Below are 18,893 nucleotides of genomic sequence, written 5' to 3' on the forward strand. Positions count from 1 at the left end.
GTGAGGAATTCACCCATGCTTCCGACCTCGACCACCCGCCCCCGCGCCCTCTTCGCCATGGGCCGTCACCACCGGGACACGATGTTCCCGCCCTCCGCGGTCCAGCGCCTGAGCACGTACGTCGACATCGACCCCGCACACGTCGCCGAGGACTTCACCGAAGAACCGGCCTTGGAAGACGTGGAGATCCTGATCACTTCCTGGGGCTGTCCCGTCCTCGACGAGGAGGTGCTGGCGCGGGCGCCGGCGCTGAAGGCCGTCGTCCACGCGGCGGGCAGCGTCAAGCACCATGTGACCCAGGCCTGTTGGGACCGCGGCCTGACGGTCTCCTCGGCCGCGGCGGCCAACGCCGTCCCCGTCGCCGAGTACACCGTCGCCGCGATCCTCTTCGCCAACAAGCGGGTCCTGGAGATCGGCGGCCTCTACCGCGACCACCGCTCTCCCCTCGACTGGTCCCGGCACTTCCCCGGGTTCGGCAACTACCACCGGACCGTGGGAGTGGTCGGAGCGTCGCTCGTCGGGCGCAAGGTGCTCGAACTGCTGCGGCCGTACGACATCGACGTCCTCCTCGCCGACCCGCACGTCAGCACGTTGCGGGCAGCGGCCATGGGCGTCCGGCGGGTGGAACTCGACGAACTGGTCAGCGCCTCGGACGTCGTCTCCCTGCACGCACCCGCGCTGCCCGAGACCCGTCACCTGATGGACGCGCGCCGGCTCTCGCTGATGCGTGACGGCGCCACGCTGGTCAACACGGCTCGCGGCTCCCTCGTCGACACCGAGGCCCTCACCGCCGAAGCCGCGAGCGGCCGCATCCACGCGGTCATCGACGTCACCGAACCCGAAGTACTCCCCGCCGGGTCACCGCTCTACTCCCTGCCCAACGTCCTGCTCACCCCCCATATCGCCGGCTCGCTCGGCGGCGAACTCCACCGGATCACCGGCAGCGCCCTCGACGAGATCGAGCGCTACTGCGCCGGAGAACCGTTCGCCCACGCCGTGCACCACGCCGCCCTCGCGACCTCGGCCTGACAGCTCCGGCCGGTCCCGGACGACGCCGATCCGGGAACCGGCCGGTCCCCGCCGTGCTCCCCGCAGCACGGCGTTCGCTCCTCCGCGCTCTGTGTCCCCGCACAACGAACAATGGAGTCTCCCCCCATGCAGCACTCTCGACCGGTGGGCAGGCGTCAGCTGCTCATGACAGGCGGCGCCCTCGGGCTCGCCGCCGCAGCGGCCCCGCTGCTCACGGCACCGGCGCAGGCCACCTCCCGCCAACCCTGCACCCGCATCACCGACCTCGGTCCCGGCATCGAGCAGTTCGCGCTCATGAGTGCGCTCCAGGTCGGCGACACCGTCTACATCGGCTCCCGCAACCTCGAACCGACTCGCGTGCTCGCCTTCCACCTCCCGACCCGCAAGGTGGTGTCCCAGACAGTCCTCGGCACGGGACACTCGATCCAGGCGCTCGCCGTCGACCCCACCGGCAGGTACCTGTACGCGGGCATCCTGGCGAAGGGCGACGAGGGCAGGCCGAACCTCTTCCGCTGGGACCTGACCACCCCGGAGAATCCCGCCGTGGGCATCGGCCGGACCGAGGACCGCGACATCCGGGATCTCGCCGTCGCCCCCGACGGCACCGTGTACGCGGTCGGCGGGATCCCAGGGAAGGCACCCGCGCTGTGGATGTACGACCCGGGCACCGGCAAGGTGACCAAGCTCGGCGTCCCCGACCCGAAGGCCACGCTGGCGAGGGCCGTCGCCGCCACCGACACGACCGTCTTCTTCGGAGCCGGCAGCACTCTGGCCGGCGGTGACGGAGCGAGCAAGGCGTCGCTGTACGCGTACGACCGGGCCGCGGGCACGTTCGGCAACGTCACCCCACCGGAGATGGAGAAGGACCCGAGTCTGCGCGACCTCGTCGTCCTCGGCGACCGACTCGTGGTCAGCACCTCGGGATCGACCGAGCCCGCCAAGCTGGCCGTGATGGACCTCGCCGACCTCTCCTCGTACAGCGTGACGACCACCAGCGGCAAGGTCGTCAAGAACCTGACCGCGAACGGCGACACGGTCCACTTCGCCACCGACACGGGCCTGTACTCCTACTCGACGGCGACCAAGGTCATCAGCCCCGTCGGGTTCGACGGCGACCTCGGCGAGATATGGGGCCTCGACCACGTCGGAGGCACCTTGACCGTCGTCTCGGGATACGGCTTCGTCGGCGAGATCGACCTGGCCACCGGTCGCTCCGTCGTCACCGACCTCGGCCAGGCGGGCGCGCCGGTCGTCCCGCAGACCACGATGGGCATCGCCGCCGACCACCGGTACGTCTACGTCGGGGGCAACAACGGCATCGCCCGGCACGACCTGCGCAACGGCACGGTGCTCAACCTCCGCGCGCCCGGCGAGGCGAAGGACGCGGAAGTGCTGAACGGAGTGCTCTACACCGGCCAGTACAGCTCGCAGGGCATGTGGACGTACGACCCCACGAAGGGCGGGCAGCCCCACCAGCTCGCGGCCTTCCCCAGCGAACAGAACCGTCCGCTCGACGTCTGCTACGACGCCGTCAACGAACTCCTGCTGGTCGGCGTCCAGTCCGACACCGAGGGCGGCGGCTCCCTGTGGACCTACGCGCCCGGGACGGGCAAGAAGGCCGCGTACATCAATCCGGTCGACGGGAACCAGCTGGTGCGGGCCGTCGCCACCCGGGACGGCGTCGCGTACCTCGGCGGCGACAACCCCACCACGCAGGGACCGCGTGGCACCCTCGTCGCCTTCGACCCGGTCGCCGGACGTGAGCTGTGGCGCATCGATCTCCCCGCCGCCCTGACCACGGGCACCGCCGCGCTGGCGGTGCGCGGCCGCCACCTGTACGGACTCACCAGGAAGGGCGGCTTCTTCGTCGTCGACCTCACCGTCCGCCGGGTGATCCACACCGCCGACCACCGTGCCGTCTGTCCCGGCTTCGCGGCCATGGTCACCAGCCGAGGCGTGGTCTATGGCGTCTCCGACACCACCCTCTTCCGCTTCGACCCCAGGACCTTCGCCGTCAGCACCGTGGTGGCCGGGATCAACGGCGCCTGGTACAGCGGTCCGCACGTCACCGCCGACCACCGCGGCCGGCTGTACACGATGCGCGGCCACAACCTCGTCCGCGTCGAAGACAGGCCGGTGAGCGGATCATGAAGACGTCGACGAGGCGGTCCGTGACGGCCGCGGCGATGGCGGGAGCACTCACCCTGGCGTGCCTGACCGCCGCGCAGGCGGGGCAGAACAGCGAGGACCGGGCCGCTTCGGGCCCGTCGTGCGCCGCCGCCGACGGCCCTTCGCCCCTGCTGACCATCGACTACAGGAACGGCAGGCTGAATTCCGGCATCCCGGACCTGACCACGACGCACGCGACGGCCGCCGACGCGTCGTACGTCGTCCCGTCCGGTGCGGACCACGCCGTCGCCCACAAGGTGACCCTGGGCGATCCCGGGTACGTCTCCGACGGAGCCCCGCGCAGCGAGAGCGCCACGAACGACGTCCACGAGGGGAAGTTCGTCGTGGGCGACGAGCAGCGGTACGAGTTCAGCGTGCTGCTGAACGACTGGCAGCCCTTCCGGCCCGGGGACTCGGAGAGCGGCGACATCATCTTCCAGGGGAAGCACGCCGGCGGGAACCTTCCGTCCTTCTACCTCATGGCCAAGCGGAACAGCATCGCCTTCCGCTCGCCGACCCTCGACCTCCAGTCCACCGTGGTCGACGACTTCCGCCCGCACATCGACCAGTGGATGCACTTCCGCGTGGACGTGCGCTGGACGGACGACATGACCGGCTACTACAAGGTCTCCACCCGGATGCCGGGCAGCTCGCAGTTCACGCTCCGGCAGACGTACGAGAACGTGAAGACCTTCCACCCCGTGAACCCGGCCGACTTCGGCTACCTGAAGTGGGGCCTCTACCGCCCCGGCCAGTCGCCGACGAAGGGAGACGTACCGACGCGGATCGTCCACCACGACGACATCCGCATCCTGGACCTTTCCCAGCCCTCCGGGCGATGAGCCCTGGCGATCTCTGACCGGCCCGCGCGCCGCCCCGGCCGCCACTGAAGGCCGGGGCGGCGCGCGGCTCTCGCCCTCTTTCCCTTCCCTGAGGGGAACGCCCTCTTCAACTGAGAGTGAATCGTGAGACATGTCATCGCCCTCGACGTGGGTGGCACCGGAATGAAGGCGGCTCTTGTCGGCCTGGACGGGGCGCTGTTGTACGGGACGCGGCGGGCCACCGGGCGGGAGCGGGGGCCCGCCGCCGTCGTGGAGTCGATCCTCGGCTTCGCGAAGGACCTGCGCGTCCACGGACAGACGCACTTCGGCCTGGCGGCGGAGGCCGTGGGGGTCGCCGTGCCCGGCATCGTCGACACGGAGCGGGGCGTCGCCGTCCACTCCGCCGAGCTCGGCTGGCGGAACGTCCCGCTGCGGGGGCTGCTCGGCCACCGGCTCGGGCGGATCCCTGTCGCCCTCGGGCACGACGTACGCACCCGCGGCCTGGCCGAGGGCCGCGTCGGCGCGGGCCGGGGCACCGGTCGGTTCCTGTTCGTGTCACTCGGCACCGGAATCGCCGGTGCGATCGGCATGGACGACGGAATCGAGGCCGGTGCCCACGGCTGCGCCGGCGAGATCGGCCACATCGTCGTACGCCCCGGCGGCCCCGCGTGCGGTTGCGGCGGGCGCGGTTGTCTGGAGGCCGTGGCCTCCGCCGCCGCGGTCGGTCGTGCCTGGTCCACCGCCGGCGGCGAGCGGACCGCCGACGCCGCCGACTGCGCCCGGGCCGTCGAGGCGGGCGACGAGGCCGCGTCCGGAGTGTGGCGAGAGGCGGTGGACGCCCTCGCGGACGGCCTGGTCACCGCGCTCACGGTCCTGGATCCCCGCACCCTGGTCATCGGAGGCGAACTCGCCGGGGCCGGCGACACCTTGTTCACACCTCTCCGCACGGCGGTCGGGGAACGTGTCACGTTCCAGAAGCTGCCCGCGATCGTCCCGGCGGCCCTCGGCGACGCCGCCGGCTGTGTGGGCGCGGGGCTGCTCGCCCGGGACCTGCTGGCCGCGGCGGCAGCCGGCTGACGGCCGTCGCCCTGACCTGGCGATCACCGGGATCGGCGGTGCGGGGGCCATGTCCGTCTCACGAACACCGCCGTCCGTCGCGGGTCTACAGCGGGCACCGGCCGGATACCTAGTGTCGTTCCCGAACCCGGCCGTACTCCGAACGGCCAGGACGGTGGAGGAAGACAGTGACGATGACGTGGGAAACGGCCGACCTCACGGCCCTGGCCGGCCATTACGGCGAGCACGGGTACGTGCTCGTCAAGGGGTTGCTCAGTAGGGAGGAAGCGGCCGCCTACCGCCAGTGCGCCCACGATGCGCTGGCCACCCTGGACGACGACGAGAACGCGACGTGGGACTCGGCGGCCGGCATCGCGGCCGGAACACCGACCCGGCTGCAGCACCTGCACGACGTGCAGTTCCACGCCGCCGCGTTCTCCCGGCTGCTGACGGACGAGCGCTTCACCCGTGTCGCCGCGGCGGTGCTGGGCGGGCCGAACGTACAGCTGCATCACACCAAGCTGTTCGTGAAGCCGCCGGAGAACGGGTCTCCGTTTCCTCCGCACCAGGACCACCCGTTCTTCCCGCACACCCACCACCGCGTCGGTGCCGCGATCTTTCACCTGGACGACGCTCCGGAGGAGAAGGGCTGCGTGCGGATCGTGCCGGGCAGCCACCGGCAGGGGCCTCTGGAGCATGTGGAGGAGGGCGGCCATCACCTTCCCGACGTCCCGTTCGACGCGACCGTGCCGCTTCCCGCCGAGGCCGGTGACGTGCTCTTCTTCTCCTACTTGACCGTCCATGCCTCCGGCGTCAACCTCAGCGGAGAGGCTCGCACCACCTGGCTGGTGCAGTTCCGGGACCCGGCGGATCCGCCGGCGATCCGGGCGCACGACCACTCACTCGGACAGGGCATGATGCTGGCCGGCGTCGACCCCACGGGCAGGAGAACCGGTTGAACCTGGAGAATGTGGCGCATGCCGGCTCGCTCACCGAGCTGAGCGGTGTGCTGCAGACCTGCCAGGCCGGGGCCTTCCAGGTCGACTTCTTCAGCTGGGGCTTCTATCCGACGTCGCCCTGGCGCAACTACTGGCACCGGCACTCCTTCTACGAGGTCTGCCTCGCCTACAGCGGCGCCGGGCGGTTCAGCACCGGCGCGGAGCACCACGACGTCGGTGCCGGTGATGTCTTCCTCGCCCGGCCCGGTGACGTGCACGAGATCGAGTCGAGTCATACGGACCCCCTGGGCATCGCCTTCTGGAGCTTCGCTCTGCGGGCCGGGCAGGACGGCCCGAGTCCCGGAGAACGGGGCTGGTGGTCGGGGCTCACCGACACCACGAGGCCGACGGTGTCACGGCGCATCGGTTCGCTGGCGTCCCTGGTCACCGCACTCGCGGAGCATGCGGCTCCGGTGCGGTCGGGATACGAGTCGGTACTCTCCGGCCTCGGGGCCGCACTCGTGGTGGACACCGCGCGAGCCTTCGCGGCCGAGGACGACCTGTGTACGCGATCCCCTGCGGCGACCCGGTTGTCGCCCGAGGTGGCGGCGATGCAGCGCTACCTGGCCGACAACCTGTCCCGGCCCGTGACGGTCCGGGACGTCGCGGCCGCCGTCCACCTGTCGGCACGCCATGCCGAAAGGCTGTTCCGGCACGAGACCGGTGGCTCGCTGATGGCGACCCTGCGGCGGATGCGGCTCGATCTGGGCGCGGCCCTGCTCCTCGACTCCGGCCCCTCGGTGACGGAAGTGGCCCAAGCCTGCGGTTATGCCGACGTCCGCGCCTTCAGCACCGCTTTCCGCCGCACGCACGGGCATGCGCCACTGGTGCACCGTGCCCTCCAGGGCACGCTGCACCTGTGACGACGCCGGCGGCGGGAGCCACCGGTTCTCAGGCCATCCGGCGAAGCCGGATCAGCCGGCTGGCGTAGTCGCCCTCGGGCAGGGCCAGGTCGATGCCGCGCCGGGCCAGGACGGCGCCGCTGTGGGCGGTGCCGTCCTCCAGGTCCAGGTACCGGGCCGCGGGGTCCAGGGCCGGCAGGGCGAGTGCCGTGGGTGGGTGGCCGAAGCGGGTCGTGGGGCGCCAGGCGAGAACGGCGTGCTCGGTGCCGTCCTCGGAGGCGTAGTGCATGCCCGTGACACCGCCGGGGCCGCTGAGGCGGTGCTGCCGCCCCCGCTGGACGAGCGGGCGGATCTCCTTGTAGCGGGCGACGAGCACGGCGGCCTCGTCGAGTTCCTCCTCGGACCAGTGGGTGAGGTCCCCGCCGAGACCGAGCGCTCCGGCCATCGCCACGTGGAAGCGGAAGCGCAGGGGAGTGGCGCGGCCGGTGGTGACGTTGGGGCTGTCGGTCACCCAGGCGGCCATGGCCTGCGCGGGGAAGAGCTGGCTGAAGCCGTGCTGGATGCCGATGCGGTCGACGGGGTCGGTGTTGTCGGAGGTCCAGGCCTGGTCGGTGCGGGCGAGGATGCCGAGGTCGACCCGCCCGCCACCGCCCGCGCATGCCTCGATCCGCAGGCCGGGGTGGTCGGCGCGGAGGCGGTCCATGATGCGGTACACGGCGCGGGTGTGGTCGATCCACAGCCGGTCCGGGTCGGGATGTCCGGGCCGACCCGCTTCGGTGACGACCCGGTTGGCGTCCCACTTGAGCCAGTCGACCGCATGGTCACGTACCAGCCGGTCCAGGGTCCGCAGTGCCCACTCCTCGACCTCGGGGCGAGCGAAGTTCAGCATGAGCTGATTGCGGAGCTCCGTGGCATCCCGGGTCGGTGTGTGGACGACCCACTCCGGATGGGCGCGGTAGAGGTCGCTGTCTCGGTTGACCATCTCCGGCTCGACCCACAGCCCGAAGTCCATGCCCAGGCGGTGCACCTCGTCGGCGAGCGGCCGCAGTCCGTCGGGGAAGGCCGAGGGCCGGGGCGTCCAGTCGCCGAGGCCCGCCCGGTCGCTGGTGCGGGCGCCGAACCAGCCGTCGTCCACGACGAAGAGCTCCGCTCCCAGGCGGGCGGCGAGGCGGGCCAGGTGCAGCTGTCCGGGGTGGTCGATGCCGAAGCCGGTGGCTTCCCAGGAGTTGTAGAGGACGGGCCGGTCCCGGTCGGGGGAGGGGAGTACATGGGCACGGAGATACGTGTGCCAGGCGCGGCTCACGGCACCGAAGCCGCCGTCGGTGTACAGGCCCGCGAAGACCGGGGAGCGCAGGGTCTCGCCCGGGGCGAGCGTCCAGCCGATCCCCTCGTGGCCGAGGCCGCCGGTCCAGGTGGTGCGGCCCACCGGATCCCGGTGCACGGTGATGCGCCAGCTTCCGCTCCAGGCCAGGGCGGTGCTCCAGACCTCGCCGTCCTCCTCGCCGGCGGTGCCGTCGTCGAGGGCGAGCCAGGGGTTGGCGTGGTGGCTGGTGACGCCGCGGCGGCTGGTGAGGACGGTCTCGGCGACCGGGAGCCTGTCGCGGTGCAGCTGGAACTCGCTGTTCCAGCCCCCGACGAGGTGGCTGAGCCGGTAGTCGGGGAGGGCGGGGGCCGTCCAGGAGGCGGAGTCGAACCGGTCGACCGCGATCGGGCCAGAGTCCTCGGTCCCGGTGTGGGTGAGTTCCGTCCAGCGTTCGATGACGTCGCTGCCCGGGCGGACCCGGTAGCAGAGCTCGGCGGCCAGCGGGTAGTGACGGTCGGTCAGGCGCAGACGCAGCTCACCGCCCTCGATGTGGTGGCCGGCGAAGTGCCACTGGGCGCCCCGTGTGCCGTCGGCGAAGCGGACCTGGAGGCCCGCGGGACCGAAGCGCGCTCCGGTCTGCGGCGCCAGTTCGTCCGGGGCGGCGTCGGCCTCGAAGCTGCTGTCCGCGGGGGAGGTGGCGTCGGGCAGCGCCTTGAGCTCTGTGTCGGCGAGGTCGGGCCCCCAGTACAGATGCCGGGGGCTGCCGTCGGCGCCGATGCGCAGGGCGTACGCGCTGTGGGGGGTCCGGAGGACCGCGAGCCCGAGGGCGCGGTCGAACGAGACGGTCGAGGACGTTCGAGGCACGAGTGGTCCCAGGGAAGTTCGGGCGAACGTGTGAGTCAGGCGCGCCGCGGAGGGGCGGTTGTCGCCGAAACCTCCGGAGGGGCACGCAAGTGACCCGAGAGTAGGGGCGCCACTTCGCGAAAATCAATACTGGACGAACTTATTTATTTACCGGTACGTTGCCGCCGTGTTTCCGAACCAGACAAGGCCGTTGGTCACCGCTCCGGCCGAAACCGCCATCCTGAGCCTGCTGTTGGCCGAGAGCCCGCTCAGTCGGGTCGAACTGGCCCGCCGCACCGGGCTGTCGTCGACCGCGGTGACCAAGGCCGCCAGGCCCCTGATCGACGACGGCTACCTGCACGAACTCCCACCGGAGCGCACGGCTCCAGGAGCCGGACGCCCGGTGAACCCCCTGTCGGTCACCCCCGACCGGGAGTTCTTCGTCGGAGTCAAGATCAGTGCCGACACGCTGTACGGCACGGTGTGCGACCTGAGATCCAGGCCCCGCTTCCACGCGAGCCGCCCGCTCGGGGACCGCGGACCGACGGCCGTGTGCGCCCTGATCGCCGACCTCGTCGACGAACTCCTCGACGCACAGCCCGAGTTCCGTTCCCGTACGCGACACGTCGGCATCGCCGTCTCCGGTGACGTCGACCGCCCCGGTGGGCGCGTGCGGTACTCGGTGCTCCCCGGCTGGCGCGATGTGCCGCTGGCCGAGATCGTCGCCCGTGCCACCGGGCTGAGCGTCTCGATCGCCAACGACGTCAAGGCCCTGACGGTCGCGGAGCACTGGTTCGGCGACGGCATCGGGACCGAGTACTTCGCGCTCGTCACGATCGGCGCGGGCATCGGATCCGGCATCGTCGTCAACGGCCAGCTGGTCGACGGCGCCTACGGCGTCGCCGGCGAGATGGGCCACATCAGCGTCGATCCGGCGGGACCGCGCTGTCACTGCGGCTCGATCGGCTGTGTCGAGGCGATCGCCTCCAGCGACGCCATCCTCGGCACGGTACGCCGGGCCACCGGCCACACCGACCTCGACTTCGACGGCACGGTCCGCCTCGCCCGCGACGGAGACCCCGCCGCGCGGGAGGCCTTCGCCCGGGCCGGAAAGGCCATCGGTGTCGGCATCGCCAATCTCGTGAGCCTCCTGGGGCCCGAGCGCGTCGTCGTCACCGGAGAAGGACTCGACACCTACGACCTCTTCGGAGTGCACATCAGGGAGGCGTACGCCGCGCACTGCTTCAAGGCGGCCGCGAAGTGCCCGCTGACCCTGAGGCCCCTGCCCTGGGAGGAATGGTCCCGAGCGGCGGCCGTCGTCAGCATCCAGGCGCTCTTCCCGTGAGGCGCCACTGACCGCGACGAGCGGTCACCCCACCGACGCCGTGTGACCGGGACCCCGGTCACCGGCCCGCGTCACCGACGCGACCGATGTCCGTCACCGCCTGCCAGCCGTGAACGTCGGACACCGGCCCCGCCGGACAACACAACCCGCACGCCCACATCACCACGCAAGGAAGCGACATGAGCGGACAGAGAGCCCAGCTTAGCCGTAGAGGATTCCTCGGCGGTTCCCTTCTCTTCGTCGCCGGTACGGCGATCGGCTGCACCAGCAGCCCGACCGGCGGCTCCTCGTCCGGAGCGAAGACCACCCTGAACGTCTGGTCCCACGCCTACGGCGAGGCCGGCACACAGCAGGCCCTGACCCGCTACGCCGCCGAATTCACCAAGGCGAACCCGGACATAGCGGTCAAGGTCACCTGGGTGCCCGGCGACTACACGGCCAAGCTCAACGCCTCGCTGCTCACCGACGCGGCGCCCGACGTCTTCGAGCACGGCGACTTCACCCAGGGGCTCGCCCGCCGCGGCCAGGTCGCCGCCCTGGACGCGGAGTACGGCAGCGTCAAGGACGACTTCAACCAGACCGGCCGCGACGGGGTGACCGTCGACGGGAAGCTCTACGGCGTCAAGATGATCGACGACGTCATGATGCTGTACTACCGCAAGAGCGTCCTCGCCAAGGCGGGCATCGCCCCGCCCACCACCTTCGACGCCCTCGTCGCCGCCGCCAAGGCGCTGACCACCAAGAAGACCAAGGGCCTGTTCGTCGGCAACGACGGAGTCGGCGAGATGCCGGCCCTCTCGCTGCTCTCCAACGGCGGCGAGCTGGTCGCCGACGGCAAGATCGGCTTCGCCGCTCCCCAGGCCGTCGAGGCCGTCTCGGCCCTCAAGCGCTTCCACGACGACAAGTCCCTGCTGCTCGGCTTCACCACCGACTGGTGGGACCCCTCGGCCTTCGTCCAGGGTGTCGCGCCGATCCAGTGGTCCGGGCTCTGGGCCATGCCCGCCATCGAGAAGGCGCTCGGCGACGACTTCGGCATCCTGCCGTGGCCCGCCTTCAAGGCCGGCGGCACCCCGGTCGTGCGCGTCGGCGGCTGGACGAGCTGCGTCAACGCCAAGGGCAAGAACGTCGACGCGGCCAAGAAGTTCGTCAAGTGGCTCTGGATCGATCAGACCAAGCTCCAGCAGGACTGGTCCGAGAGCTACGGCTTCCACGTCCCGCCGCGCAAGTCCGTCGCCGCCACGGCAGCCAAGCTCAGCAAGGGCACCGCCAAGGAGGCCGTCGAGCTGGCCGCCAAGTACGGCAGGATCAACCCCAACACCTGGGACTCCGCCTCCGGCACCCCGTTCGTCGCCGCCGCCTCGAAGATCGTCACCGGTCAGGGAGACGCCGCCGCACTGCTGGCCGACGCGGCCAAGCAGGCCCAGCTGGCCGTGGACAAGCAGCTGTCCTGATGAACGCCACCACGCACACCGCTCCACGCTCCGAGAGAGCAGGGCGCCCCGCGGACACACCGCGGGGCCCCGCCCGGGCCCGGCGCCGCCGCTTCGACTGGCGCACCTGGGGCGCGTTCGCCCTGCTCACGGCTCCGATGCTGATCGGCCTCGGAGTGTTCAAGTACATCGCCATCGGCTGGAGCTTCCTGCTCAGCCTCAGTGACGCCCAGGGCACCATCGCGCTCGGCGACTGGGTGGGGCTCGACAACTACCGGCAGCTGCTCGGCGATGCCGTCTTCCGGAACTCGCTGAGCAAGATCCTGCTGTTCACCCTCTTCATCGTGCCGATCACGTTCGCCGCCTCGCTCGGTCTCGCGCTCCTCGTGAACCGGATCCGACGGGGCCGGGCCGTCCTGCGGACCGCGTTCCTGATCCCGGCCGCCGTTTCCTACGTCGCGGCCTCGCTGGTGTGGAAGATGTCCCTGTTCAGCGGGATGCCGGCGGGCATCGCCAACATGCTCGGCGGCTGGTTCGGGATGGAGGCCGTCCCCTGGCTGCAGGCCGGTGATCCCCCGCTGTACTGGATCGCTCTGGTGACCCTGCGCCTGTGGCTCCAGGTCGGCTTCTACATGGTGCTCTTCCTCGCCGGCCTGCAGGCGATCCCGAAGGAGGTCTACGAGGCCGCGGCCCTGGACGGAGCCACCGGGCTGCGCCTGCTGCGCCGGATCACCCTGCCGATGCTGCGCAACACCTCGGTGGCCGTGCTGATGCTGATGTTCATCGCGGCGTTCCAGGCGTTCGACGAGTTCTACAACCTGTTCGGCGGCGGCATGTCCGGATCGGGCACCGCGCCGGTGAAGACCCCGCTGATGTACCTGCACGACACCGCGATGGGCGCCCAGAACTACGGTCTCGGATCGGCCGGCTCCTTCGTCCTCACGGCCCTGATCGTCGGAGTGACGCTGATCCAGGGGCGGATCACGGGCTTCGGAAAGAGCGAGGAGTGAGCCCGGTGACGACCGTACGAGAGGGAGCGCGCACCCTGCGGCGTCCCGTGCGCGGCCTGCTGGCCGGGGTCCTGATGGTGGTGTTCCTCGCCCCCTTCTACCTGATGCTGCGCAACGCGCTGATGGACACGCAGACCCTGACGTCGCCGGAGTGGACCTGGTGGCCCTCCACGATGCACTGGGAGAACTTCACCGACCTGTTCGACGACCCCACCCTGGACATGGGCCGGTCCCTGGCCAACTCCCTGCTGATCGCCGCGATCACGGCCCCGGTGTCGACCCTGCTGGCCTCGGCCGCCGGATTCGCGCTCGCCCGCATCCCCGTGCCCGGACGCGGCGTCATCCTCGGCCTCGTCCTGGCCACGCTCATGATCCCCGGCGCGGCGACCTTCGTGCCCACCTTCGTCGTCGTGGGCTCGCTAGGCGGCGTCAACACCCTGTGGGGCATCATCGTCCCCGGCCTGTTCAACCCCTTCGCGGTCCTGCTGTTCCGCAACTTCTACCTGCAGTTCCCCCGCGAGATCGAGGAGGCCGGCCGCCTCGACGGGCTCGGCTGGCTCGGCCTCTACCGCCGGATCGCCCTGCCGTCGTCCGGAGCCATGCTCGCCTCCCTCGGCGCGCTCGCCTTCATCGACAGCTGGAACGCCTTCCTGTGGCCGCTGGTCATCGGCCAGGACCCGTCCTCCTGGACGGCGCAGATCGCCCTGTCCAGCTTCCTCACGGCGCAGACCATCAACCTGCCCGGTCTCTTCGCGGGCGCCGTCGTGACCATCACCCCACTGGTGGTCATGTTCCTGGTCGCCCAGCGCCACATCGTCGAAGGCATCGCCCACTCCGGCCTCAAGGGCTGACGGCGCCTCCGGCTCCCCGACTCCGGGCCGTCGGTCCGGAACGCAGTACCTCCTTCACTCCCACACCTTGGAGGACAGCACCATGAGATCTCACATGCCCGAGGGCGCCCTGGCGAGGGCCGTCGCCCGGGCCCTGACCGCCGCGCTGGCCACGGGCGCCCTGCTCGTCACCGCACTCCCCGGCACGGCGACCGCCCTCGCACCCGCCGCCGTGGCCGACGCCCCCGTCGCGCTGACCGGCGAGCAGCTGGCCGCCTCCTGGACCGGCCCGCTGAGCACGCGGGGCCGGTACATCGTCGACGCCGACGGCGACCGCTTCAAGCTGAAGGCGAGCAACTGGGCCGGCGCCCAGGGCACCTGGGAAGGCAGCGGCAGCGAGAGCGATGTCGCCAACCACCAGGCGGACCAGAAGTCGAACAACATCCCGCTCGGCCTGGATCGCACGCCGATCAGCCGGATCCTCGCCGACTTCCACGCGCTCGGTCTCAACACGATTCGGCTGCCGTACTCCGACGCGATGATCGACGACGACACCCTCGTGCCGAACTACGCCGTCGCGGCCAACCCGCAGCTGGAGGACAAGACCCCGCTCCAGGTGTTCGACGCGGTCGTCGCCGCCCTCACCGCCGACGGCTTCGCCGTCATCCTCAACAACCACACCACCACCTACCGCTGGTGCTGTGGCCTCGACGGCAACGAACGCTGGAACACCAGCCAGAGCACCGAGAAGTGGATCGACAACTGGCTGTTCCTGGTGGAGCGCTACGAGTCGAACAAGCGCGTCGTCGGCGCGGACCTGCGCAACGAGGTCCGCCGGGACACCTGGAACGACCCCAACTGGGGCTGGGGCAACGAGCACGACCTGTACAACGCCTTCCAGCTGGCGGGCAACAGGATCCTCGAAGCCAACCCGGACATGCTCGTCATCATGGAGGGCATCAACTGGCAGGGCATCCCGCAGGGCATGTTCCCCCACGGCCGGCCGACGCTGACGCCGGTCCGCAACCTGTCCAACACGCTGATCAACTCCGGCAAGCTGGTCTACGCGGCCCACTTCTACGGCTTCACCGGCCCCAACCACACCGGTTCGAGCGGTGGTTGGCAGAACGGTGAGACCAACGACCCGCGCTACCGCGACCTCTCGCCCGAGGACCTCGTCCGGGTCGTCGACGACCAGGCCCTGTTCGTCACCGAGGAGGGCCAGCACTTCACCGCTCCCGTGTGGATCAGCGAGTTCGGCACCGGCGGACGCGGCCAGACGGACCAGAAGGAGATCGACTGGTTCGCCCGCTTCACCGACATCCTGGTGGAGAACGACACCGACTTCGCCCAGTGGCCGCTGGTCGGCTGGACCACCAACGGCAAGATCAACGACAACTGGGCGCTGATCTCCTACGACGACGCCGGCAACCGGCAGGCGATCAACGACCCCGGCGACTGGCGCGCCGCCCACTGGAACAAGCTGGTCAACGCCCCAGGCAAGACCGGCCGGGTCGCCGAGGTCGACCACTGGAACATGGTCGACCTCGACTTCGCCGACCAGAACCTCTCCGCCACCATGCGCCGACAGGCGGACTGGAGCGTCGGCAACCGGAAGGGCAACTGCCCCGACAGCCAGCGGCTCGTCGCCCTCGCCCGGAGCAACAACCGCGGCCTGTGCACCGACGCGGGCGGCGAGCTCGCCAAGGCCGACACCATGTGGATCACCGTCATCGACGAGCGCCACGTCAAGAGCGGCGACTGGGCGAGCGGCTACAACAAGCTCGAATGCCCCAAGAACACGTACGCCGTCGGCTACAGCGTCAACGGCAACGCGATGGCCGCCCTGCTCTGCGCACCTTCCGCCACACCGCTGCCCACCACGAACCGGCTGCTCTGGTTCGACCGCGGAGACAACCGGCCCGCCACCGGCGGCTCCACCAGGAGCGACTGGGCGCCCGGCGCCTACAAGGGCCAGTGCAGGGACGACGAGTACCTCGCCGGCGTCGCCTACACCTGGAAGTGGCAGCACGGTGGGGCCCCCGACGCACTCCTCTGCCGCCCCCTGAGCTGACCGACAGCCTCAGGTACCGGCACCTCAGCACCGAAACTTAGGAGCACCACAGCCATGCCTCGACTGGAGATCGCCGCAGACGGCTTCCGTCTCGACGACCGTCCGTTCCGCATCATCTCCGGCGGACTGCACTACTTCCGTGTCCACCCGGAGCAGTGGGCCGACCGGCTCCACAAGGCGCGGCTGCTGGGGCTCAACACGGTCGAGACCTACGTCCCGTGGAACCTGCACGCGCCCCGGCGCGGCGAGTTCCACGTGGACGGGGGCCTCGACCTGCCCCGCTTCCTCGACCTCGCCGCCGCCGAGGGACTGCACGTGCTGCTGCGCCCCGGCCCGTACATCTGCGCCGAATGGGAGGGCGGAGGCCTTCCCTCGTGGCTGCTCGCGGACGAGGACATCGAGATGCGCAGCCGCGACCCCCGCTACCTGAAGGCGGTGGACGACTACCTCGGCGCCCTCATGGCGACCGTGGGCCCCTACCTCGCGACCCGCGGCGGCCCCGTCATCGCCGTCCAGCTGGAGAACGAGTACGGAGCCTACGGAGACGACTCCGGATACCTCGCCGATCTGGCCGAACTGCTGCACCGGCACGGCGTGGACGTCCCGCTCTTCACCTGTGACCAGCCCTCCGACCTGAAGCGCGGCGGCCTCGACGGAGTCCTGCGCACCGTCAACTTCGGCAGCCGCGTGGACGCCGGACTCGCCGCACTGCGCACCCAGCAGCCCGAAGGCCCGCTGATGTGCTCCGAGTTCTGGATCGGCTGGTTCGACCGCTGGGGCGGCACGCACGTCACCCGCAGCGCGGAGGACGCGGCGGCCGACCTCGACCGGCTGCTCGCGGCCGGCGCCTCGGTCAACCTCTACATGTTCCACGGCGGCACCAACTTCGGCTTCACCAACGGCGCCAACGACAAGGGGACCTACCGCCCCACCGTCACCTCCTACGACTACGACGCCCCGCTGGACGAGGCCGGCGACCCCGGACCCAAGTACGCGGCGTTCCGCGAGGTCATCGCCCGGTACGCCCCCGTACCCGACGAACCGGTCCCCGCACCCGCACCCAAGCTCGCCGAGACCGTCGCCGAACTCACCACCTGCGCCGCCCTCCTGGACCAGATCGAGCTGCTCGGCGGCCCCGCGGTGCACGCCGACCACCCGGTCACCATGGAACGGCTCGGCCAGCCCTTCGGATTCGTCCTGTACGAGACGACCCTCCCGGACGCCGGCCGCACCGTGCTCCGCGTCGACGAGGTGCGCGACCGGGCCCAGGTCTTCGTCGACGGGCAGCCCGTCGGCGTCCTGGAGCGGGAGAACCACGAGCACGCGCTCACCTTCCTCGCCCCCCGGCGGGGCGCCCGCCTGGCCGTCCTCGTGGAGAACCAGGGCCGGGTGAACTACGGGCGAGCGATGCACGACCGCAAGGGACTGCTCGGTGCCGTCACCGCCAACGGCCTGACTCTCGTGGACTGGCACAGCCGTCCGCTGCCGATGGACGACCCGAGCGCGCCGTCCTACACGGCCCTGGAAACGTCCGCGCCCCCGGTCGGACCGGCCTTCCACCGCGGCCACGTGGACATCGACCGCCCCGCCGACGGCTTCATCGCCCTGGACGGCTGGACCAAGGGCCTGGTGTGGATCAACGGCTTCGCGCTCGGCCGCTACTGGTCACGGGGCCCGCAGACCACCCTCTACGTGCCCGCTCCGGTCCTGCACGCGGGACGCAACGAGATCACCGTCCTCGAACTCCACGGCTCCACCACCCGGACGGTGGAGCTACGCGGCACGCCCGACCTGGGAATCGTCGAGGACTGAGGGCGCGGACCGCCCGTCCTCCACCCTTCCCGAGGAGATCCACCGCTGTGGACCAGAACCCCGCCCCCGCGCCCCCCGGCCGTCCCCTGCGGCTGATCCTCGCCGGCGCCGGGCTGCGCGGCAGGACGTACGCCGACCACGCCGCGGACACCGGCCGGGCCGAGATCGTCGCCATCGCCGAACCCGACCCCGAGCGGGCCACCGCCGCCGGGATCCGGCACCCGAACGCCGAACGGTACGGCGACTGGCGCGAGCTGGCCGACAGGCCCCTCGAAGCCGACGCGGTCATCATCGCCACCCAGGACGCCGACCACGTCGAGCCCGCGATCCGATTCGCGGAACTCGGCTACCACGTTCTGCTGGAGAAGCCGATGGCCACCGGCGAGGACGACGTGCGCCGGATCGTTGCCGCCGTCGCCGGCGCGGGGGTCATGCTCGCGGTCTGCCACGTGCTGCGCTACACCCCCTACACCCAGGGGGTGAAGGCGATCGTCGACTCCGGGCGACTCGGCGACATCGTCAGCGTCGAGCACCTGGAGCCGGTCGGCTGGTGGCACCAGGCCCACTCCTTCGTACGCGGCAACTGGCGGCGCGAGGACCTGGCCTCCCCGATGATCCTCGCCAAGTCCTCGCACGACCTGGACTGGCTCTCGTACATCGTCGGCTCGCGGGTCACCAAGGTCTCCTCGTTCGGCTCGCTCAGTCACTTCCGCCCGGAGAACCGTCCCGCCGGCGCGGCGGACAACTGCCTGGACTGCTCCGTCGAGTCCACCTGTCCCTACTCCGCGCCGCGCCTGTACCTGGGGTGCCTGGGCGATCCGCGCCGGGAGCGGTGGCCGCTCGACGCGGTGACCCGGTCCCGGACGCCCGAAGGCGTGGTCCGGGCCTTGCGGGAGGGCCCGTACGGACGGTGCGTGTACGCCTGCGACAACGACGTCGTCGACCACCAGGTCGTCAACCTCGAGTACGCGGGCGGCGCGACCGCGTCGTTCACCATGACGGCCTTCACGCCGTTCACCCACCGCAAGACCCGGATCTTCGGCACCCGAGGCTTCTTGGACGGTGACGGCGAGCGCGTGACCGTCACCGACTTCGTCACCGGCGAGGAGGAGACCTTCGAGCCGGGCCTCGGCGGTCCCGACGCCGGCAGCGGCCACGGCGGCGGCGACGAACGCCTCGTCGACGCCTTCCTCGAAGCCCTCGCCACCGGTGACGCGGCCCACATCCTCTCCGACCCCGCCACCAGCCTGGAGAGCCACCTGGTGGCCTGGGCGGCCGAACGCTCGCGACACCGGGGAACGGTCGAGCACCTCCCCCTCTGACACCCCACT

The 18,893-nt window shown here is 70.9% G+C and carries 14 protein-coding genes; 13 read left to right on the forward strand and 1 reads right to left on the reverse strand.

Features of this window, described 5'->3' with window-relative positions; translation table 11 throughout:
* The first annotated feature begins 15 nt into the window (after window positions 1–15).
* From SGA01_RS01935 to SGA01_RS01960, 6 genes are all read left to right on the forward strand, one after another.
* Complete coding sequence (locus tag SGA01_RS01935; protein ID WP_141292644.1) at window positions 16–1,029, forward strand: hydroxyacid dehydrogenase; 1,014 nt, start codon at window positions 16–18, stop codon at window positions 1,027–1,029.
* A gap of 126 nt (window positions 1,030–1,155) precedes the next feature.
* Window positions 1,156–3,180 carry an outer membrane protein assembly factor BamB family protein gene (locus SGA01_RS01940; protein WP_141292646.1) on the forward strand — a complete coding sequence of 675 codons (2,025 nt, stop codon included), beginning with the start codon at window positions 1,156–1,158 and terminating at the stop codon, window positions 3,178–3,180.
* Window positions 3,177–4,040, forward strand: coding sequence for a heparin lyase I family protein (locus tag SGA01_RS01945; protein WP_141292648.1), 864 nt, complete (start codon window positions 3,177–3,179; stop codon window positions 4,038–4,040). Before SGA01_RS01940 ends, SGA01_RS01945 begins: the two co-directional genes overlap by 4 nt.
* 123 nt (window positions 4,041–4,163) lie before the next feature.
* Entirely contained in the window at window positions 4,164–5,096 is a 933-nt protein-coding gene (locus SGA01_RS01950; protein ID WP_141292650.1) for an ROK family protein, read from the forward strand.
* A 173-nt stretch (window positions 5,097–5,269) separates the two neighbouring features.
* A complete protein-coding gene (locus SGA01_RS01955) occupies window positions 5,270–6,034 on the forward strand; it encodes a phytanoyl-CoA dioxygenase family protein (RefSeq protein ID WP_141292652.1) in 765 nt (254 codons plus the stop codon).
* Window positions 6,031–6,936, forward strand: a complete 906-nt coding sequence (locus SGA01_RS01960) for a helix-turn-helix domain-containing protein (RefSeq protein ID WP_141292654.1) — start codon at window positions 6,031–6,033, stop codon at window positions 6,934–6,936. The genes SGA01_RS01955 and SGA01_RS01960 overlap by 4 nt, the downstream gene beginning before the upstream one ends.
* A 28-nt stretch (window positions 6,937–6,964) precedes the next feature.
* Here SGA01_RS01960 and SGA01_RS01965 read toward each other — a convergent pair whose 3' ends face one another.
* The gene (locus SGA01_RS01965) at window positions 6,965–9,082 is read right to left on the reverse strand and encodes an alpha-galactosidase (protein WP_141292656.1); all 2,118 of its coding nucleotides are present in this window, start codon (window positions 9,080–9,082) and stop codon (window positions 6,965–6,967) included.
* A gap of 166 nt (window positions 9,083–9,248) precedes the next feature.
* Here SGA01_RS01965 and SGA01_RS01970 point away from each other — a divergent pair, with 166 nt between their 5' ends.
* The 7 genes from SGA01_RS01970 (at window position 9,249) to SGA01_RS02000 (ending at window position 18,884) form a co-directional block, all read left to right on the forward strand.
* Complete coding sequence (locus SGA01_RS01970) at window positions 9,249–10,406, forward strand: ROK family transcriptional regulator (RefSeq protein ID WP_218037799.1); 1,158 nt, start codon at window positions 9,249–9,251, stop codon at window positions 10,404–10,406.
* A 179-nt stretch (window positions 10,407–10,585) separates the two neighbouring features.
* Window positions 10,586–11,857 carry an ABC transporter substrate-binding protein gene (locus SGA01_RS01975; RefSeq protein ID WP_141292658.1) on the forward strand — a complete coding sequence of 424 codons (1,272 nt, stop codon included), beginning with the start codon at window positions 10,586–10,588 and terminating at the stop codon, window positions 11,855–11,857.
* Window positions 11,857–12,846, forward strand: coding sequence for a carbohydrate ABC transporter permease (locus SGA01_RS01980; RefSeq protein WP_141292660.1), 990 nt, complete (start codon window positions 11,857–11,859; stop codon window positions 12,844–12,846). The genes SGA01_RS01975 and SGA01_RS01980 overlap by 1 nt, the downstream gene beginning before the upstream one ends.
* Before the next feature lie 5 nt (window positions 12,847–12,851).
* Window positions 12,852–13,697: a carbohydrate ABC transporter permease gene (locus SGA01_RS01985; RefSeq protein WP_229917717.1), complete on the forward strand. Its 846-nt coding sequence runs from the start codon at window positions 12,852–12,854 to the stop codon at window positions 13,695–13,697.
* 82 nt (window positions 13,698–13,779) lie between these two features.
* The gene (locus SGA01_RS01990; RefSeq protein WP_229917719.1) at window positions 13,780–15,750 is read left to right on the forward strand and encodes a glycoside hydrolase family 5 protein; all 1,971 of its coding nucleotides are present in this window, start codon (window positions 13,780–13,782) and stop codon (window positions 15,748–15,750) included.
* 54 nt (window positions 15,751–15,804) lie between these two features.
* Window positions 15,805–17,562: a glycoside hydrolase family 35 protein gene (locus SGA01_RS01995; RefSeq protein WP_141292662.1), complete on the forward strand. Its 1,758-nt coding sequence runs from the start codon at window positions 15,805–15,807 to the stop codon at window positions 17,560–17,562.
* Window positions 17,563–17,609: 47 nt separating this feature from the next.
* Window positions 17,610–18,884, forward strand: a complete 1,275-nt coding sequence (locus tag SGA01_RS02000) for a Gfo/Idh/MocA family protein (RefSeq protein WP_229917721.1) — start codon at window positions 17,610–17,612, stop codon at window positions 18,882–18,884.
* Window positions 18,885–18,893: the final 9 nt, after the last annotated feature.

The organism is Streptomyces gardneri (assembly GCF_006539185.1).
GTDB classification, from domain to species: Bacteria; Actinomycetota; Actinomycetes; order Streptomycetales; family Streptomycetaceae; genus Streptomyces; species Streptomyces gardneri.

Coding starts and splice junctions, on each gene's coding strand:
- SGA01_RS01990 (WP_229917719.1), top strand. CDS start 13,780: ATGAGATCTCACATGCCCGAGGGCGCCCTGGCGAGGGCCGTCGCCCGG.
- SGA01_RS01940 (WP_141292646.1), top strand. CDS start 1,156: ATGCAGCACTCTCGACCGGTGGGCAGGCGTCAGCTGCTCATGACAGGC.
- SGA01_RS01975 (WP_141292658.1), top strand. CDS start 10,586: ATGAGCGGACAGAGAGCCCAGCTTAGCCGTAGAGGATTCCTCGGCGGT.
- SGA01_RS01945 (WP_141292648.1), top strand. CDS start 3,177: ATGAAGACGTCGACGAGGCGGTCCGTGACGGCCGCGGCGATGGCGGGA.
- SGA01_RS01955 (WP_141292652.1), top strand. CDS start 5,270: ATGACGTGGGAAACGGCCGACCTCACGGCCCTGGCCGGCCATTACGGC.
- SGA01_RS01995 (WP_141292662.1), top strand. CDS start 15,805: ATGCCTCGACTGGAGATCGCCGCAGACGGCTTCCGTCTCGACGACCGT.
- SGA01_RS01980 (WP_141292660.1), top strand. CDS start 11,857: ATGAACGCCACCACGCACACCGCTCCACGCTCCGAGAGAGCAGGGCGC.
- SGA01_RS01935 (WP_141292644.1), top strand. CDS start 16: ATGCTTCCGACCTCGACCACCCGCCCCCGCGCCCTCTTCGCCATGGGC.